At 33.8% G+C, this 21,321-nt stretch carries 11 protein-coding genes and 1 pseudogene; 5 read left to right on the forward strand and 7 right to left on the reverse strand.

Annotated features, from left to right (window positions below; translation table 11 throughout):
* Positions 1-886 precede the first annotated feature (886 nt).
* On the reverse strand, positions 887-2,047 hold the full coding sequence (locus RINTHH_RS03180; protein WP_044304496.1) for an extracellular solute-binding protein: 1,161 nt from the start codon (positions 2,045-2,047) through the stop codon (positions 887-889).
* Between the two features lie 898 nt (positions 2,048-2,945).
* Here RINTHH_RS03180 and RINTHH_RS03185 point away from each other — a divergent pair.
* On the forward strand, positions 2,946-3,326 hold the full coding sequence (locus tag RINTHH_RS03185) for a hypothetical protein (RefSeq protein ID WP_008232816.1): 381 nt from the start codon (positions 2,946-2,948) through the stop codon (positions 3,324-3,326).
* A gap of 186 nt (positions 3,327-3,512) precedes the next feature.
* Here RINTHH_RS03185 and cobT read toward each other — a convergent pair whose 3' ends face one another.
* Both cobT and RINTHH_RS03195 read right to left on the reverse strand, forming a co-directional pair.
* A complete protein-coding gene (gene cobT, locus RINTHH_RS03190; protein WP_008232817.1) occupies positions 3,513-4,652 on the reverse strand; it encodes a nicotinate mononucleotide-dependent phosphoribosyltransferase CobT in 1,140 nt (379 codons plus the stop codon).
* A 226-nt stretch (positions 4,653-4,878) separates the two neighbouring features.
* A complete protein-coding gene (locus RINTHH_RS03195; RefSeq protein ID WP_008232818.1) occupies positions 4,879-5,613 on the reverse strand; it encodes a DUF2232 domain-containing protein in 735 nt (244 codons plus the stop codon).
* A 1,138-nt stretch (positions 5,614-6,751) separates the two neighbouring features.
* Between RINTHH_RS03195 and RINTHH_RS03200 the strand changes: the two genes are divergently transcribed.
* The 3 genes and pseudogenes from RINTHH_RS03200 (at position 6,752) to bchD (ending at position 13,681) form a co-directional block, all read left to right on the forward strand.
* Positions 6,752-8,149, forward strand: coding sequence for a hypothetical protein (locus RINTHH_RS03200; RefSeq protein WP_008232819.1), 1,398 nt, complete (start codon positions 6,752-6,754; stop codon positions 8,147-8,149).
* A 665-nt stretch (positions 8,150-8,814) separates the two neighbouring features.
* Positions 8,815-10,707: pseudogene (locus tag RINTHH_RS03205) on the forward strand (hypothetical protein); the annotation flags it as partial.
* 946 nt (positions 10,708-11,653) lie between these two features.
* Entirely contained in the window at positions 11,654-13,681 is a 2,028-nt protein-coding gene (bchD, locus tag RINTHH_RS03210; protein WP_008232821.1) for a magnesium chelatase ATPase subunit D, read from the forward strand.
* 182 nt (positions 13,682-13,863) lie between these two features.
* On the opposite strand, the gene RINTHH_RS03215 is transcribed toward bchD, so the two are convergent.
* From RINTHH_RS03215 to RINTHH_RS03230, 4 genes are all read right to left on the reverse strand, one after another.
* A complete protein-coding gene (locus RINTHH_RS03215; RefSeq protein ID WP_008232822.1) occupies positions 13,864-14,664 on the reverse strand; it encodes an RNA polymerase sigma factor SigF in 801 nt (266 codons plus the stop codon).
* 1,383 nt (positions 14,665-16,047) lie between these two features.
* On the reverse strand, positions 16,048-16,665 hold the full coding sequence (locus RINTHH_RS03220) for a cytochrome c oxidase subunit 3 (protein ID WP_008232823.1): 618 nt from the start codon (positions 16,663-16,665) through the stop codon (positions 16,048-16,050).
* Between the two features lie 326 nt (positions 16,666-16,991).
* A complete protein-coding gene (gene ctaD, locus RINTHH_RS03225) occupies positions 16,992-18,662 on the reverse strand; it encodes a cytochrome c oxidase subunit I (protein ID WP_008232825.1) in 1,671 nt (556 codons plus the stop codon).
* Between the two features lie 199 nt (positions 18,663-18,861).
* Positions 18,862-19,806 carry a cytochrome c oxidase subunit II gene (locus tag RINTHH_RS03230; RefSeq protein ID WP_044304498.1) on the reverse strand — a complete coding sequence of 315 codons (945 nt, stop codon included), beginning with the start codon at positions 19,804-19,806 and terminating at the stop codon, positions 18,862-18,864.
* 435 nt (positions 19,807-20,241) lie between these two features.
* On the opposite strand from RINTHH_RS03230, the gene RINTHH_RS03235 reads away from it, so the two are divergent.
* On the forward strand, positions 20,242-21,198 hold the full coding sequence (locus RINTHH_RS03235) for a COX15/CtaA family protein (protein WP_044304499.1): 957 nt from the start codon (positions 20,242-20,244) through the stop codon (positions 21,196-21,198).
* The last annotated feature ends 123 nt before the right edge of the window (positions 21,199-21,321 follow it).

Below are 21,321 nucleotides of genomic sequence, written 5' to 3' on the forward strand. Positions count from 1 at the left end.
AAGCAAACCTAAATAGACAATATTCTGATTAGCAAAATACTTTGATTTTATTGGATAAATAAAATCATTAGGATAATTTTGTTGTGTCATTAAAATATTAAAATTTCAAAATATTGGTGACCAATAGGTTTATCCTTATTTTCTATATTTTACCTATATATTCTTCTATTTCGATAATTCAATAATCACAATTTTTATCTATTATTTGAAAAATTCTTAATCAAAAGATACCTATGTAAATGATTTTTTGCTAGGGATAATACATAGATTTATTAAATATAAAATCTTTTAAGAAATTGCTACTATTGAAAAATAAATATCTCAGTTTATGTACTTTAAGCAGTAATTATAGAAATAATTATAAAATGTCAAGTACAATCAACTATACATTTACTTCAAAGTTTTGAAAATTACTAATTTTTTAGTTAGACCCTTATAGTACTTAGTTCACACACAAATCTAACACTTAAAAATATTATATATTTTGAAATAATTGCTATTTTTATAGCTTTAATATAAAAATTTTCATACAGCTTGCTCATTGCCAAAAGCTCTTTTATATTAGTATTCCTACACAAAGCATATAAAACTTTCCTCATCAACTAAATACAAACTTTTAACTTGCAGCTATCTAGTTTAGCCTCAGTGTTCGATTCAAATATGACTTCATATTGCCGATATATCAGGTTGACGGGGAAAAATTTACTTATCTCTCTGGCAATTATAGTATCTGCTACATATATAAAAGTTAATACTGGGGAATATTCATTAAATTTCTAAAATATGTTTGACTTTTAAAGAACATTTTGGATAGCCATTGAAAATTAAAATTTTTGATGAGTAAACTTGTAATTAATTAGTTACGATTTCTTCATCAAATCAATTCTTAAGCTTTGGTGATTCTAGTAAATAAAGATTCATATTTGGCATTTAATGTTGGTTCTAAACAATGGATAAACTCACTTTTCTGAAATATCTGATCATTTAAACTAATCTCCCTTAATGATTTTTGAATTTCATCTGATTTTATGTAATTAGGGATAGGAGAATTAGTTTTTGTTAATAGTGCGATTTGTTTGGCATTTTCTGCTTGCCAACAAAAGTTAATCCACTGATGTATAGCCTTTTTATTTATGTTGGCTGACACTCCTGTATATGGACAAGCCCACATATCAGCCCATAATGCTGTTCCAGATTTGGGAATTACTGCTGCTAGAGTTGTGTTACGAGCTATCGCTCTTAGTATGTCACTAGACCAGCCTACTGCCAGCCAAGTATCTTTCATTAGTAGTGCTTCTAAATACTTGTCAGAACTATAGAATTTTACTTGTTGATGTAGCGAATGCAACAGAGGTTCTAATTCTGTTATAAACTCTAAATCCTCATAATTGTAAGATTTACCTAGCCTTTTTAACACCAAACCAATTACTTCCCTGGGATGGTCTAATATGGAAATTCTATCCCGCAATTCCTCACGCCATAAATCACCCCAATCTTGTGGTTCCCAACCTAATCTATCAAACTTGTCTCTACGATAAACAATCATGGTAGTCCCCCAACGGTAAGGTGCTGCCCAAATCTGGCCCTGACGATCTAAATCACCTTGCTGGTTGCGCATAACTAATCGTTGCCATTCTTTTGGTAAATGGTGCCAATTGGGAATTTGTTCTCTATCCAACGGCTGAATTAAACCTTGCTTAATTGCTATATCTAACCAGTAATTCCCTAGCGTAACGACATCAGCTACTTTATTTGATTTTGATGGCCAAAATAGTGGAGGATTATTCAATCCTTTTCGTGTATTATTTTTTGATAGCTGCTGCCAATCTATTAATTCCTGAAATATTGTTTGCAACTGTTCTACAGGAGAAAATTCCAATTGAATATTTTGCTTTAAGCTCTGACTAAATTTATTAATAAGGTGGGCAGGAATAGAATTTTTCAATAGATTTACTGTGAATTGCGTCTTTTGCTTACTGCTACATCCAACCGCCAATTGTAATGTAGCTAAAGTTAAAACACTTTGCAAGAAATATCTGCGATTCATTAAGTTTATAAGTCTCTCACTATTATAATCATAACTATTTAAATTTATTTTTTCGAAAATTATAATATGGTAATCATCATTTAGGTTTATATATAGAAATTTTGCTCTTATGGATAAATGTAAGATGCGATATCATAATTGGTTCTCATACTACTATTAAATTACCTATGAAAACAACAGAACAAATCCAAAATTAATTCCTCATGGAGAGTATTATCACTAATTTTTATTATGTTAATTTAATTTCATTTAGATTAGGTTGCCCATATTTCTGTAAATCCCAGCTCCCAATTCTATATTGGCTTATTAACTAACTTTCAACTTCAAATCATGTTGATAATAGGGGCATTGATTTTCCAATATTATACTTTATTCATTTTATATCTATATAAAAACTAATGCTATAACTGTAACTATAGTTGTAAAATACCTAGATTTTTTTGATCTTATAAATCATTTGTTGGAAACATTTACTATTGAGTAGCCAGATTTTCACTTATTTAAAGATAAGTGATTTATTGATAACGGACTAAGTCAAGCTATGAGATTAGACTACCCAATATTAATTTATTAACCTATTGATATGAGTGAATTATATTCCCATAGACTAATGACATTATTTTTTACTTATACTTACTTTAGTTTATAAAGTTTATAACTCCTACACCTAGCTCAATTTACCATTAAATTTGATACTCTTGATTTATAAGGTAGCAAGCATATAAATTGATTTTTATCATTGTTAATCTTACTCGATATTATTATCATTTTTGTATAGTTTCGATTAGAAAATAATTAATAAATTGCCAAAAATTAAAAAAACATAAGTATCTTTAGTATTGTCTAAAGATTGAATAATATATACAAGTAAGATTAATTCGTAAAAAAGAGCATAGCAATGGAGTCATTACATAATCAAATATTAAGTTTGAATACTAAGATTGATGCTGTTTATCGGGTAATAGAGAAATTAGATAGAAAATTTTCTCATGCTTTAGCAGACTCTTCTTTAGTGGATAAAGTAGAAATTACAGATATCCCTGGAAACAATATGAAGATAGAAGGACCTCACTTCCAAGCAAGTTTAAATTTGCACCCAGAGATGGGACATAAAGATATTTTGCTTGATGGGATGTATCCGGAGAGTAATATACAAGTAGGAGAACAGCAAATAACCCAAGAAATTCAGATGCAAAGGCTAACAGCCCAGTTAACAGCTGCTTACAACCGCATAGCAGCTTTGGAAGAACAATTGCTGCTTAAGAGAATTAGCTCTTGAAGAAGAGTAAAGATAAATTTACGTTTTGGTTAGTTTCTTTAAATAAATAAAAAGTAACATGGTGGTCATAAAAATTTAAAAAGGTTCAATTTTCAATGGAGACTAATAATAACATCTGTACATAAACACTAAAAAAACAATATTAATCTATTCAATATCTCCAGTAAATCAGAGCCCTGGTATCTTTCAATTTGAGTGAGTTTTTTGGTACAACTCCAATTGACGTTCAACTGCTTCCAAAAGTTGACTATTTTGCCAATCATAACTGAGAGAAGCTGCGATGCAATTACCTCCTGCACCTACACCTTCTTTCACAACCCCACGTTCATAAGCTTGTAATTGTGGATATGTGGAATCAGAAAAACTCAATTGAGTGACGAACAGAGGTGGAGGATTTACACCCATTTTTTGACTGTATGCTGCAACCAGTTCTGCTAGTTCCAAAGTTCCACCAGTACAATCCTCAACAACCCAACGGGTAGTCCCCACAACAATATTAGCTGGAGTCCACAATAGGCTATGGAAATGAGTAATTGCACAGGCAAGAGAATATACTGCCAACATCTGCGTCCCACCTGCTAACATAACACTACAGCTACGACTGGCTGTAATTGCCATTCCTGCAACTACAACTTGCATGGGGTCACCAACGGCAGCAACTAATTTTAGAGGATCAAGGTTTTCAATAGCATTTTCGTAAATACTATTTAGGCCAGCTTGTACTACCTCCCATTTTTGGGAATGATTGCAAGTCATATGACTACTGTTGACTTTTCCTGCTGCTGCAATACCTAAACCAGTTAAAACTGCTAAAGCTGTTGTAGTTCCCCCCACAATACACTCCCCAATAATTAAATATCCATGATTGATTCTGCTCACTAACCTTTCTCCCCATTTTAATCCCTGGCTAAGTAAATGTTGGACATTACTTATTTCCATGGCTTTACCTCCAGTTAAGGATCTCGCTGGGAAACCACCTAAATTTATCGTTGGTACACTGGGCATCACAGGTAAGCCCGCGTTAAACAAGTACGCTGGAATCTTGAGTGATTCAACCACTGCACGAGAAATCATAACTGGAGATACTCCGGCAGCTAGGGGTGGTAAGGGGTATTGAGTTTTCTCGTTTAAGTTGCCATAGTATAAAAACTCTGCATCAGCACAAGCAGTATATTTACGGTCTTGAGGTGTGCGTCCTGCTGCAGAAATACCTGGTATTAAACCAGTAGCGGTAAAACCTAAAACACATGCAAATTGTGGTGAGCTGCCACGATTACGTTCAATCCATGTTTGACCTTGACTCAGCTGAGTGCAAATGCGAATCATCCGATTTTGAATTAGTTATAATTCTACTTATACTGATTGCAGTCGAGATAAATCAAGATATGGGTTTGGGATTATGTTAGTTCCTACATTTCCTAAAAGTATTTAAATTATCCAACAAAATACTTTGCCCCCATATATATTCAGAATTAGTAAGCTTTATTTCGCTTGGGTTCACAATGAATGATTACATATGTTTTACCTTTATTCTTCATCTAAATTTAAATTACTAATAATTTAAGAAAACTTCTAACCAATGAGGGGGACGGGAGATAGGATTACCTAAGCGGTTCAATAATAACCATGCGGCAAGGTGTACAACAAATAAATACATAAAAGTATTAAAAGCAATTATAGTCAGTGTACTAAGTTGAATCAGTAAAATACTGGGTGTTTCTAACATACCTAAACTTAGAAATGCCCATTCTAAAAAACTTGTTACCTGGTTGATCATATATACCCATAAATCTTCACCGGAAAGCAAAGACAGCAAATAGATACGGAAAAATAATCCTACAATTCCTAGTAATGTTCCCAATATAATTGAAATCAGCCAAGAAACACGATAATACCAGGTTGCACCTAATAATACCCCCATTAGTGCATATGGCATGACAAATAGTAAACTACGAATAGGTCCCATTAAAACCATTAATAATAAACCAGAAACTACTGCAGCCATCCATGCAGCTCTATTACCCCAACGAAGATAGACCAAGGCAATAGGAACAGGGAAAAATATCCGTAAAATTGGACCTAAGGGAAAGTAGAAGTCAATGAGCCAAATTAGACTGGCAGTACTTGCTAAAAAAGCAGTCTCAACCATTCTCAAAGGTTTATCTAGTTTCAACCCAGGCTTACAAAACATCTTCCCGTGTAAATTTAAATTTACACGGGAAGATGTTGCTAAATTCTCAGATAAGTCTTCTTCTGGTTCTTCTGAACTGGATTCTAAAATACTCATAACTATTATGTATTAGGGAATAGGTAAAATTAGCCTTGATTTATTATGTTAGTTTATTAGGCTAATTTATTTGTCTAAAGGTACTAATAATTTCTGATTTCAGTTAAACATAAAATCTCTGTTCATTTTTTTAAGTTTCTTCACTAAAATACTTAAAACACTTAATTCCTTAATGGTGCAGCAAATAAATTTTTATTCTGGTTTATCAATATTTATCTTCTCTCTAAGCTCATATATGGTAGCGTATCCATAATTGGTAATCAGATTTTTAAAAACCTAATATACTGATGATTGACTTGGTATTCATCATTTTGCTACAAGTTTTGATGGTCTCATTTTTAATGTGAGTTTTGTTTGCAACAAATTAAAAAAGTCTTGTAGTTATATACTGACAATTCAAGATAATGATTGAAATATTTAGATTAACAAAATAAAATTTAAGACTAATATTCCTCCATAAAATTTAACTCCCATCTAAAATCTTCTGGACCACTTACTTACCATTCAAATATATAGTATTTCTTATACATGAATTTATTTATAAGAAATGATGCAAAGAGGCTGTCGGGATAATTAGATATTCCGATGGCCTCTTTGTATATAAAATTCAGCTTATGCTAGACTGTACATTTACGGGTTTATATGTAGATATAATATTTGTAAAAGTATCGAAATTAACAAAATTATGCCAGGACTCACAAGAAAAATATAGCAATATCACCTCAAATTATATACTTGAAGATTGAAAATCTAACTTTTTACCAATGTGAGATTTTCTGATTGCTTTATATCTTCATTTTTGCTTAAATTCGTCTTAATATAATTCTGATTTAACTATTGATTAAATTACGATAGGAGAAAAATTATGATGATTTCAATTAGAAAATACCCAATAAATAATTTTATTTTCCTAAGAGGAATTTTATAATCCAATGAGAATTTTCAAATACACTTACTAACAAATCTTTTTTACCGTTATCTTATACTATATTCTCCTTAAATACAGGAGACTTAAAGCAGTTAGGTTAATGTCAAAAGCTGTTAAACAGGTATGAAATACCTGATAGTTGATAGATTTGTATGTTAACAATAGACATTCCACTTATAAATTGTAGAGTTTTCTCTAAGGTATATAAAAGTGACTTCCAGGATTAATGAAATTCAAGGACTAATTGTAGATATTGATAGTTTACTTAACAATAAAAATAATCTTTTATCTCGGCTAATATCAACTCAAGGACAAGAAGCTAAAGCTATTCTGGAAAAGATACGTGATTTTTTGGTTCGCTTGGATAGTAGTGAAACTCAGCCGGAACCGTATACTCGCTCTCCTTTAATAGCTAAATTTGCAGATAGAGAACGTTATTCAGGGGAAAAATCACTTTCCCAATATACAGAAGTTTCTGCATTATTGCAGCCATTGCACACTGAGTTACAAATGCTACTACAAGAACGAGCTAATTTAGTACAAGAAATCAAAAAATTAGAACAAAAAAGACTGCATAGTTATTCTGTAGTTCAGCAAATGGAAAATCAAGAAAAGATCATTTCTGGTTTTTTACAGGAGTTAATACATCGTATAGAAGAGAAATTATCTTTTGACCCCCCAATCAGTACTAAGGTTAATGAATTAGAAGCAGCTACTCACATTGATCAGTTACAGCATCTAGCCAACGATTTAGAAAGCCGTTTGATAGCTCTTGATGGTACAGTAAACATCGTCTTCCAAGGATTACAACGTAACATTTACACTTATCATGAATCTTTATCTCAAGCTATTGATAGAATGCACAGTAAAGGAACAGAAGGGGAACAATTATTTACAGCATTGATTGATAATTTGACTGGACTGATGCAACATAAAAATAATATGAATTCTTCTGAATTAGATGTGCTATCAGAAAGTGTTGCTGTTTCTTCATCTCTATCAACACCAAAATCTAACTTTGATGGAGAAAATTATATTTCTACAAAATTAAATGTTAATAATTCAGAATGCTTACTTAAATCAGAAGATAGTTATGACCTTTCCGTAAAAAATCATGATGTTGAAATCCAACACTATCAACCTATCTCCCTAGATTTAGAAAAAAATCAAACAAAAGAGTCTGTAGATTCTAGTAATCAGAATATAAATGCTCCTGACTTTGTTTCAAATGATGGTAGTCTTGGCAATGATTCTGTAGATGAACTATACGCCTGTTTATTTAGCACTACAACGGAAAATAAAACTAATACAGAATTAATAAAACCTTCAAAAACAACAAGTATATCTATAAGATCTTCAGAAGAGCCTCCAGAGCCAAAACTTCACTTTGGTACTTTAGAATTAGACGCTATAGCAAACAGCAGCAACTTGATGTCAGAAAAGTTGCATCAAACTCAGATGAGTAATATTTATACAGATGGAAATACTGGTAATTTCCCTGGTTTAGGTATGTGGTTTGATAAAACAGATGATAGTTTGTTGGAAAGCAATCAAATTAATAGTGCTATTCCTCAGGGAATAATCAAAAAAACGAGATATCAGATGTAAGTAAAAATATTACCTCTGATATTCCAGAAGCAACGCAGAAATCAGTCGCAGATATCTCTTCACAAATATCTTTAACTCGATCTAGTCATAATATTACTGAACTGACTAATCAGGAAAGCATCGAAACTTTAAATGATTTGTTTGTTGAAATAGAAGTTGCAGAAGATATCACCACAGAGAAATCCAGTATTCTTAAAGCAGAAATAGATGAAAGAATCCCAGCTAATACATCGGTTGAATATAACTCTCAACCCCTAATTACAAATTCAGAATCAGGTTGCTTAAAAGAATCTTCAGATCATCCAGTTTTACCTACTCTGCGGAAAGATTTATTCAAGGAAAGAGTTGATAGAAAAGTTGAGTTTCCAGAAATTTCTTTAGGTAAAGACAATTTACAGCAAGTAGCTCAGGATTTAGAGCGGTTTGATAATGAATTTAAACCTCAAGGAAACTTCAGCAGCGAACTCAGAATAACAAAACAGGCTCCAGAAATTTTTCTTGGTTCTCAAGAAAAACAAGTAGACAACCAAATAGAAGAAATAACTCCAGCCAAGGAAAAATTTACCTCATGGGAAAAAGTATCAGACCCTAAAGTTTTAAAAAATACATCAGTGGTAAATTCTACTGTAAGAAATCACAAAGCAAATTATCGACTCTCTGTTTTCAATCCAATTAACACACCAGATATCAATATTAATACAGATGATGGCATATGGTACTTGGGTCTTGATATTGGTAGTACAGGTATTTCCGCTGTGTTACTAAATCGCACTACTACAGAGATGTATCCTATTTACTGGTCATCAGAAGAAGCAATTAATTCTAATTATTCAGGAAACTCATTCCGTCTACCTGCAGAAGTTTATATTCCTAAAGGGGCAATAGAAAAGCCAAGGGGTTATGAAAATTCCTCCCCACCAGAACAACTACAAAATATATTTTCTGCTCAATTAAAACCCTATTTACAGGTAGCAATACCTTATGAGAATCAGCAACAGAAATGGGAACCATTTTTGGAAATAAACGATTACTCTACTGTACCCTTAATTTGGGTAGTACGATCACTCTCCAAATTATTACTTACCCTAAAGTCTGATTCCACCAGTACTACCCCCGGTTTAATGGCCTGTGCAGTGGGAATTAAACAACAAAGATTCCATCAGATTATTAATAATATTGCTGGGGTTATTTGTAACTGTCCTGCTAATGGCCCAGAACAATATCGCTTTAACCTCAGAGAAGCCTTAATTACAGGCGAAATTGTACAACATCCCCAACAAGTATTTTTTATAGAAGATGTGATAGCTAATTTACTGATAACATTGAATAATCCACCTGAGCAGTCAGTCAAATTAAATGCTCCTAATACTCATCATTCTGATAATCATCCTCTAGAAGGGAATACATTAATAATTAATATTGGTGCAAAGAACACAGAAATGGGGCTAACTGATGTACCCGATAATCTGCTTGAATTGAATCATGATAATTTTATTCTTCATGGTTTTGCTTACGCAGGCCAAGGAATTGAGCAGGATATTATTTCTCAATTGCTCCTACCTGAAAAATGGCGAGAACCACGTCAGACAAATATAGAAGGAATAAATAATAGCAGCAGTGATCCTTTCCACTGGAAACCATCTATTCCAGGTCTAGAAAAAGTGTGCTGGAATACTTTGAGATTAGCTGAACTTAAACTTCCCCAGCCAGGAGAACTAGATATTCCTGAAAGGATTCAGCTACAACGACGCTTAGAAAGCTCTCTTCTGGGTAAAGCACTATTGGATGCCGCTGTTGCCTTAAAATTAATTTTGCAACATCAAGAGTCTTTCGTATTGGAACTAGCTGATCAATGCTGGAAATTGCAACGTCGTGACTTAGAAAGTCAAATTTTTGTTCCCTTTATTCGTCGTCTAAACCGAGAATTGAATAAGGTACTAGTAACAGGAGGTATTCCCACGGAGGCTATCAACCAAGCGATACTTACTGGTGGGGTAGCATCAATTACCTCTGTTGCCAAGTGGTTAAGACAAAAACTACCAAATGCCAAAATAATTCAGAATTCATACTTGGGTGATGATGGTAGTCCCAAGTGTAGTTATACAGCATATGGTTTAGCACTACTGCCATTCTACCCCCAGGTATTAGACATACCCAGACAACAGTATACAGATTATTTCCTCTTTACAGAGATGTTACGTTTATTGCCAGATAATAGAAGTGTCTCTTTCAGTGAGATTATTCAACTACTTGAAAGTCGAGGGATTAACACCCGTATCTGTCAAAAAAGGTTATTAGCTTTTCTTGAAGGCGAAGTTCCAGCAGGCTTACTCCCCAGCAAGCCCGACTATAATTGGTTAGCACCTATTTCACAAGAAAATAGTTTCTATAAGCAACTTGCAAATACATCTTTATTTACAAAACAAGGTTGCTTATATTTTCCCAATTCTCAACAAATTAAATCTCTGTTGACATATCTAGGTGTTATTCAAACAAGTAATCAGCAGTCCTTAGAAGAGCCTTATACTGTTAATTTCCCCTTGGGAATTGCGGTCTAAATAGTGGAAATTATGCAGAGGAAGCATGAATTATACTCTTATAAATCCGGTAGCTAGGTCTAATGGTATCGAACATATTAGTATCAAGCAAGTTTGTAGCTTGATCCTTGTGCAGTTTTTAATTTACTAAATTTACTAAATAAATGAATTTCAAGGTGTTTGATAATATGTCTCTGGCACAAGCAAGTAAATAATTTTTTTAGAAACTTTGGTAAATTAAAAACTTACATTCAAATGTATCAAAGTCTAGAAAATCAAAAATTTACTTTTCCCATAAAAATATAAATAATTGTTAATTGACACTTGGCAGTGGCAACTTGATTTTGAGATGTCTTAGAATCTAATGTTAATGGAATAGTATAAATATATCCCAATAAAAATATTAATAGTGGTTAATTAAACCAAGTTTAAAAGAATAAATTTTGAGGATTAAATCAATCATACATGATAAGGATTATGGAATTCTTATATTCTAGAGTCAGAATATAAGAATTCAGGCTGATAAAGACTTAGCTATTAATAGCATTACAAGTAACATTTTTATGACCATATTATTTAATAATAATTAATTATCTGTCGACATAATTATATTTTTTCTATATTTTGTAAGAATTTTGATATACTTCAGCTAATGCAAAATACCCAAAGCAAATTTATCATTAATATATATTCTTTACTCAGCTTTACGCTTTAACTTAGCTTACTTTAATTAGGTATATACCATAATATATTTTTATAAATTATATACATTTAATAATTTTAGGGTGTAGGCATCGATTACCTCCTTATTCTCTTCCCTGTATTTTCCATAATATTTAGGAAATATTATGGACTGAAATTTATATATACAAAGTGCATACTTAACTGACTTTGAATAAAACATAAAATCCAAAACCAAGTCAGGTTTTGATATGCTAGAAACCAAGATTAAATGTTAATTTAAACTATGTCTACTTCTACCTCTGCACAAAATATTGCAAATTTCCCCTTAACTGCTGTAGTTGGTCAAGAAGCAATTAAGTTAGCCCTTTTACTGGCGGCAGTTGATCCGGAATTAGGGGGAGTAGTTATTGCAGGCCGTCGTGGTACTGCAAAATCAGTGATGGCAAGAGCAATTTACTCCTTAATTCCTCCCATTGAAGTTGTTTCTGGCTCCTTTAGTAATTGTGATCCCTACAATTCACAAGAATGGGATGATGAACTGCTATCCAGGTATGAAACCGCAATAGATGTACCAAAGGAAATAATTCCTGCCCCCTTTATACAAATTCCACTAGGAGTAACAGAAGATAGGCTTCTGGGTTCTGTAGATGTAGAAAAATCAGTGAGACAGGGAGAAACTATATTTCAGCCTGGATTACTTGCTGCAGCTAACCGGGGAGTTTTATATATAGATGAAATTAACCTTTTGGATAGTCAAATTAGTAATCAGTTGTTAACTATCTTAACTGAAGGACGTAACCAGGTAGAGAGAGAAGGAATTAGTTTTCAGCATGCCTGTAAACCCATATTTATTTCTACCTATAATCCTGAAGAGGGTAATGTCCAGGAGCATTTGCTAGATAGAATTGCTATTTCTCTTTCTGCAGATGGAGTATTGGGATTAGATGAACGTGTACAGGCAGTAGAAAAGGCAGTATCCTATTCCTTGTCTCCCCAAAAATTTATCCAGCAATATGAACAAGAAATAGATGCGATAAAAACCCAAATTATCTTCGCACGAGAATGGCTTAGAGAAGTTAAAGTGAGCCATGAACAAATCACATATCTAGTAGAAGAGGCAGTTCGTGGATGTGTACAAGGTCATCGGGCAGAATTGTTTGCTACTCGTGTTGCGAAAGCATCTGCTGCCTTGGATGGACGACAACAAGTTAACGCTGACGACTTGCAAAGAGCTGTTGAGTTAGTCATTGTTCCCCGTTCTAAATCAGTGCAGACACCACCTCCAGAGAGAACATCTCCTCCTCCACAAAATCAACAAGGGCCAGAAGATAATTTTGAACAAGAAAAAGAACAGGAACAGGAACAGAAAGATCAAAATGTGCCGGAACAGCAACAGGAAAATGAGACACTAAGTATTCCTGAAGAATTTGTGTTCAACCCTGAAGGTATAATCCTTGATCCAAGTGTTCTATATTTTTCCCAGATAGCACAGCGCAAAGGTAAATCAGGTAGTCGCAGCACTATTTTTTCTGATGAGAGAGGGCGCTATGTCAAACCCATGTTACCTAAAAGCAAAGTTAAACGTATTGCTGTTGATGCAACTTTAAGGGCTGCTGCACCCTATCAAAAAGCTCGTAGGCAGAAACGCACCAATAAAAAAGTCATTATTGAGCAGGAAGACATACGCTCTAAACGCTTGGTACGCAAAGCAGGATCATTAATTATATTTTTAGTAGATGCTTCTGGTTCCATGGCTCTTAACCGCATGCAATCAGCAAAGGGTGCAGTTATGCAATTATTAACAGAAGCCTACCAAAGTCGGGATCAAGTTGCATTAATTCCATTTCGGGGAGAAGAGGCAGAAGTCTTATTGCCTCCCACCCGTTCCATTGCCCTGGCAAGAAAAAGGTTAGAAACCCTACCCTGTGGAGGTGGTTCACCTCTTGCTCATGGTTTAACTCAAGCCGTACGTATTGGCTTAAATGCCCAAATTAGTGGAGATATTGGTCAAATTACCATTGTGGCAATTACTGATGGACGAGGGAACATTCCTCTATCCCGTTCTCTAGGAGAAATACAAGAAGTAGGAGAAAAGCCGGATATTAAAAGTGAATTATTAGAAATTTCTAGCAGAATTAGATCTTTAGGAATACAAATGTTGGTTATTGATACAGAAAGTAAATTTGTATCTACGGGTTTCGCCAAAGAGCTAGCCAAAACATCTGGCGGTAATTACTATTATTTACCTAAAGCTACTGATACGAATATTGCTTCCATGATAAAAGGAGTAGTCACAGACTTAAAATCTTAGATATCAGCTGATTTATTTATCTTATCAATTTAATGACCATTTAATCAGCATAAATTCAATTAAAAATAGTGACTGATTAACCTGGTTTTCCGGGCAAGTTTAACACTCCTAGGAACTAGCTGAGTTAATTTCTGTCCTTAGCTGATCAATTAAAACTGATCCCAATATAGATAGCATAGTGACTAAGAATTACTAGCAATGACTTTTGGTCTCAAAGTGCACACTTTTTTTAAATCTTGAATACCCTTCTGCAAGTAACGTGTAATAGTCATTTGACTAGTACCAATTTTTTTGGCAGCATCCTTGCGAGATAGTTCCTTGAGAAATACCATCTCCACAGCTATACGAGCTTTATCTTCCAATAGACTAATTGCACCTTGTAATTGCTGCCTTTCCTCTTCTTGTTGCCGTTGTACAGCAGTCCGAGGGCAAGTTAATGCTTCACCTAAAGTAATTTGACAATCAAGACAATGAACCACAGTAGCATCCAAACTTAAGGGTATGCGATTTTGTAAGGCCAATTTTGTTTCTTGCCATTCCTGAACAGACACATTTAATTCTGCTGCAACTTCTGTATCTTTAGGAGTACGACCAAACAATTCTGCTAATTGTTGACAAACTTTTTGTCCTTCGTTGTAAAGTTCTTGCCAGCGACGAGGTATTTTTAATAAAGTACTGCGATCACGCAAAAAGTGTAGTACCTCACCACGTATATAGGGCAAGGCAAAAGAACTAAAAGCATATCCCTGGATAGGATCAAAACGTTCAATAGCTCGAATTAGTCCAATATAGCCAATTTGCTCTAAATCCTCATAAGGCTCATTACATTGATAGCTAAACTTATGTGCTATCTTACGTACTAATCCTGTGTTTAATTTTACAATGTAATTACGAATATAAACGGATTTACTTTTATGGTATTCCAGTAGAAGTTCCATGCTATCTAAACCATCTAAGTAAACATCAGACTGACTTACCCTCATAAGACATTGCTTGAAAGAATTCTTATTTCAAAAAAGTAATTGTATAAATCAAATCAAACTTTAAACTGTTACTATTCTGCTTATTAAAGTCTTGGGATACCATTCGTTGTTTTACTGAATTTGCTATAGGTCTGGGTTTTAATGCTAGTGTTTACACGCATAAGATATATTCCGAGGGAATTTATATAATTTAAATTAGTAGTTGTAGGCAATTATGATTATCGTTGTATTAGACAAAAATTAAGATATATATCTTAAGTAAACGAATACTAATGGTAAATAGTATATTGAATATAATTAAAATTTTATTTAATATCTACTAGAGCAATTACCCTATTAATATCTAAAGATAAATAGTTCAAACTTATATACTAATAAGGTCTTAAATTCTACTAAGCCTGAAAGTACTTTATTCTATTAGCTAACCATTAAGAAATATAAGTTGTGGAAAACCACTTTGTATCTAACTCCCACCCATTTGGTAAACAAGATACATAATAAACGGTATATTGTTAGTAATTCCTCAGTAATTATATGCCTAGTACGTAAATTCAGCATAGGTTATTATGTTTTGCTTATTTCCACCATGTTATTATGAACTATAAATTAGAGCTATTTTGCCTAACCATTAACCTTTTTATTAACAGAGGAATACTTTTGTAAGGCCACCAGTAACATTCAAAGCTTTATCTAATAAAAAGCCTAAACTCTTAATTAGTAATTAGTAATTAGTAATTAGTATATATTGAGTTAGAAAACCGAATTAAAGGTAAAATCTTTATATAATAGACTTTAAATAAGAACATGGCATCATAGCTGGAATTGATTATTTTAGGTAATTTATATAAACGTGAAAATATCTTTATTATTGATTGGCAGTTTGGGTTAAACCAAGTTAGTTCCAGTTTTAAATAAAGTAAAATTGGGGAAAGTTTATGACCACAAGTTCCGCTAATCCAAATAAATAATAATAACTATGCATTGTCCTATTAAAATTCCAATATATTTGGAATGTATTGAAACTTAAATATAATATAACAAAAATATAATACCTGTATTAAAATATCAAAGCTGGTATTCATTTTTAATACTAAAAATAATCGAGATTTAAGCCAAAATTTAAGATTATAAATAAGTATCTAATAACTCTTATGATAAATATTGAAAGCAATATTTGATTTTAATAGATAAATTTATCTCTGATTCATTTACTAATAGTATTAGTTTGCCAATAAAAATCTTGTATAGTGTAACGATTGGATATTTTTATCTAAACCTAGTTACAAATAAAAAAATGCTGGGCTTTTATTGAAAGCCCAAATCTATGACTAAGAATATTTATACCTGTTAACTTTTACATGCATTCAGCAATACCAGTTAAAATTACAGCAGATATAATAATACAAATAACCCTATCCAAATTACATCTACAAAATGCCAGTATAATTCGGCAGCTTCGATTCCAAAATGTTTCTTACTACTGTAGTGCTCTTTTTTTAGTGATCGCCACAATACAGCTAAAATTGCCAGAACACCTATTGCGACATGCAGTCCGTGAAAACCGGTTAATACATAAAAAGCACTAGTATATAAATTGGTAGTTAAACCGAATTCTAAATGGCTGTACTCGTAAACTTGTCCTGCTAAGAAAACAGCACCCATGAAAGAGGTTATTATGAACCAAATTTGCATTCCTATAACATTATTTTTCTTGATAGCTGTATCTGCATTGTGGATAACAAGACTACTAGCAACCAAAATGATAGTATTAATCCCGGGAATTAGTAGTTCTCTTTCAGGAGTACCAAGAGGTGGCCATATTGGTATGGTAAAGCGGAATGCAAGATATGCTCCGAACATACCTACAAAAATCATTCCTTCCGCAATGAGAAATAAAATGAGTCCAAACATCCGAAGATCTGGATGTTCTTCATGAGCTGCTTCCTCACTATTATTGTGTTTTAAGGTAATTATTTCTGGGTCTATTATTTTGCTTTGCATAAATTTTTGAGTCAATTATTAGAACAATTGTAAATAAATGTTTATCAACTTCCTGCAATATGCTCCTGTTTTCTTCCTAACAAGGGAAAATAAACAAGAGCATAGCTCGGTTTTGTCACCTATTCACTTGGGGAGCATCCCACATCTAAAAAAATAAGTATTAGTTGATGTATCTGGGTTACTGCATTATCAAGGGCTCAAAATGTATTCACCACAAATTTAAACATTAAGGATGCTTTCTTGAAGGAGAATTTGTTGTATGCATTGTTGGGGAAAACTAGAAACTATTATTTGTAATTTATAATTGAGGACTCTTACAGTAAAAATTAAGAACTTGCTCTGGCTACTGTTTCTATTTCCGACATATTTGCTGAATTTTCCTCTACACCATAATCATAAGGACCAGTTTTTAATACTGGCTGTTCTTCAAAGTTTTCAATGGCAGGTGGAGAGTTAGTCATCCATTCTAAAGTCAAGGCCTGCCAAGGATTATTACCTGCTTTTATGCCAAACATCCAACTCCAAATCACATTGATTATGAAGGGTAATGTAGAAATTGCCAAGATATAAGAACCATAAGTGCAGATTTGGTTTAGGTCAGTGAATTTAGGATCATATTGAGCAATGCGACGGTTCATACCCATTAATCCCAATTTATGCATGGGTAAGAAGGTCATATTCAAACCCACAATTGTCAAAACGAAGTGTAGTCTACCCCAAAACTCATTTAACATTCTGCCAGTAATTTTGGGAAACCAGTGATAATAACCAGCAAAAATCCCCAATACTGCACCGCCAAATAATACATAGTGCAAGTGTGCTACTACAAAATATGTATCATGGACATGGATATCAAAGGGTACAGATGCTAACATTACTCCACTGATTCCGCCTATTACGAAAGTGCCAACAAAACCCATGGCAAAAAGCATAGCACTATTAAGACGAATTTTACCTCCCCACATAGTTGCCAACCAACTGAAAATTTTTATCCCTGTAGGTACAGCAATTATCATTGTTGCGATCATAAAAAACATCCGCAACCAGTCAGGAACACCACTTGTAAACATATGATGTGCCCATACAATTAGCCCTAAGAAACTAATTGCTAAGCTGGAATATGCGATCGCTTGATAGCCAAAGATAGGCTTACGGGAATGGACGGGAATAACCTCGGAGATTACTCCAAAGAATGGCAATATCATTATATATACTGCTGGGTGAGAATAAAACCAGAACATGTGCTGGTAAACGATGGGGTCACCACCACCAGTAGGATTAAAAAATGATGTTCCTGCAATCAAGTCAAACGATAGTAAAATTAGCGCTCCTGTTAGTACTGGGGTAGAAATCAATGCTAATGCTGAAGTTGACAACATTGCCCAGCAGAATAGAGGCATTTTGTTAAATGTCATACCAGGAATACGCATTTTTATTATGGTGACAAGAAAATTAATTGCACCCATAATAGATGATATACCTAGTAGCAAAACACTCATAATCCAAATACCTTCCCCTACTTTTCCTGTAACCAAACTTAGAGGAGGATAGGAAGTCCACCCAGCATCGGGAGAATCACCTATAATTAAGCTAGATATGAGTAATAATCCCGCAGGTGGCAAAATCCAGAAAGCTAAAGCATTAAGCTTGGGAAATGCCATATCTTTTGCCCCAATCATTAACGGGATCAAAAAATTAGCAAAACCAGCCCCTGCAGGCACAATCCACAAAAAAATCATGATTGTGGCATGTAGTGTAAATAAGCCATTATATAACTCTGGACTTACAAAGTCAGGATCTGGTGTGCGTAATTCTGTACGAACTAGATCGGCTAAAACACCACCAATACAGTAGAAGATGAAAGTCGTAACTATGTATTGAACAGCAATAACCTTATGGTCTGTATTGAAAGTAAAGTAGTCAGTCCATTTTCTTACCTCATGAGGTGAGAATTCAGGAGGACTTGAAGCTGGGGTTTCTAACTGTGCTTCTGTCATAACTATTTTAGATTTTAGATCAACAACTGATCATGTAACGACTATAAATGCGAGATATAATCTACAAATTAAATCTGGAAAATCATTATGTTTGGGTTATTAATGGCCCTAAAGTAAAGTATTTATTACTTTATAAATCCTAAACCCAAACTATCTGTCGTTAAACATCAACTCATTAACAAATTGGATGCAGTAATTTTTAGCTAATATCCATGTGTTTTGAATGGGAATTCAAAAATGTAGCTGACGATCCATTTCTACTATTAATTGCTAATGCCTGATTCAAATTCTCCTTGCTAGCTACTAACTGTTCCTGTTGCCATTTTTCAAAAGCTTCTATAGTTTCTACTACAACTTTGGTTCTCATCGCACCATGGTAGGGACCACATAGCTCTGCACAAATAAGGTCATAATCCCCTACTTTGTTAGGTGTAAATTTAAATACACTTTCCCTACCAGGAATAGCATCTTGCTTGAGACGAAATTCAGGAACCCAGAAAGCATGAATAACATCACTTGCTGTCATGTTAACTTGTACTTGCTTCCCAACTGGTAAGTGTAATTCACCTGCAGTAATCCCAGTCTTTGGGTAGGTAAAGATCCATGCATATTGCAAACCCATGATATTAACAATAACATCTGCTGGTTTCCTCTGTGCTAATGGAATTGAAATATCCATATTTGCAGTTTTAACTTGAGAAGCATCAGGTAAAGTTGCTGCAATAGCGCTCCCTGATACAGATGATTGAGAGGTCTGGGCAATTGGTGCTTGTTGTACTGAATGAGTATCAACACCACTTAAGGAGCTGTAAACATCAAAGCTATATACAGAAATACCCAAAACAATAATGGCTGGAATTACTGTCCAAAGAATTTCCAGAGGAACATTTCCTTCAATTGGTTGTCCATCTGTATCATCTCCCGCCTTACGCCTGTATTTCCAAGCACAGTAGATTAAAATACCCTCCACAAGTAGAAATATACCTGTAGAGATAGTCATCATTATGTTGAATAAACCATCTACTTCGGCTGCTTCTTCCGAAGCAGCAATAGTTAGCAGGCCGTGATTTTGACCATACCAGAGGCTGATTAAGGTCAATGCTATACCAATCAATAATGTCCAAATAGAACTGGGAATTTTCACGGTTATTTAAGAATTTAAATTACTCTACTATTTTTTATCAAACATACTTACCTAATTACCAAGTTAGTCCAGACAATTAGATATTTATGAATAGATAGGGAAATTTTTATTAATTTTTTGTTGGTGTTTCATGTACCGAAATTATTTTAATCCTTTTGATATAAGTTTATAGGGACATTGATTAAGAATATACTGCGGAGCCAAAATTAATCTATATTTGAATACGATTAAAATAAACTTAAGCCTTTCAGCTGTAAAAATTTCCCAAACCAAGGATAATTATAAAAATAAAACTAGTTAAAGCTACATCAACATATTAGGTTAGTCCCCATGTCTAAATCCGGACTATGCGCTAGGGTATAGATTGGATAATCTAAAAAATTCTTGGAATAAACATCTGAGCAGCTCAGTATGAGCAAACATAAGGTATCTTTCATGAAGGAATTGGTCCTAAAACAACAGAATGTAGAAATAAAACAACAATCACCTGAGGATAAAATTCGTCGTTTGGTGTGGGGAATGTGCTTAGCCACATTGATCCTGATGGCAATAGGCAGTGCTACACGTGTGATGAATGCTGGACTCGCTTGCCCAGATTGGCCATTATGTTATGGAGAATTAGTACCAACAGAACAAATGAATTTTCAGGTATTCCTAGAATGGTTTCACCGGTTAGATGCAGCATTAATTGGAATGAGCACAATTGCACTGCTAGGATTATCTTGGTGGTATCGTATGTCTCTACCCAAATGGTTACCTTGGTCATCAACTTTTGCTCTGTTGTTAATTATCTTCCAAGGAATTTTGGGAGGTCTCACTGTTACTCAACTGTTGCGATTTGATATTGTTACAGCCCATTTAGGAATAGCATTATTGTTCTTTGCTACCCTATTAACCATTGGTACAAACCTTACAGCCTATCAGGGTACAGGTAATGTTGGTAAGTTGCCCTGGCTTAGCATTACTGCAGCAATTTTGGTTTACCTGCAAAATATATTAGGTGCTGTAGTAGGATCTCGCTGGGCACTACACCAGTGTTTTGGAGGTTATCAGCCTTGTACTATCATGTATAGCCATATTTTGGGATTAGTACCTCCTACAGTTTTAACCCTTACTGTTGTTTATATGTCTTGGCATACACCAGCATTACATCCAGCATTACGACGCCTAGCAAATATGGCTGGTGGTTTGTTATTACTACAAATTCTTTTAGGAGTAGCTATATTTAAACTACACCTACAAGTACAACCTCTAACTGTGACTCATCAAGCCGTAGGAGCTTCTCTATTAGGTGTTTTAGTTGTATTCTCCGTCTTTGCTACACGTGATTACTTCACTATCAATAGTATGTATCAACCACATGGTACTCTGGTTAACACTAAAACAGAATAATAATCTACATCCAATCCATGATGACATAGGTACCATATTGCTCATGTTTTAGTAATGTATGCTAATAGCTAGTATTAGCTATTAGCAATAAGTAATAAGAATTTTATAGCTTCTATAAAAGTA

The sequence above is a fragment of the Richelia intracellularis HH01 genome, assembly GCF_000350105.1.
GTDB classification, from domain to species: Bacteria; Cyanobacteriota; Cyanobacteriia; order Cyanobacteriales; family Nostocaceae; genus Richelia; species Richelia intracellularis.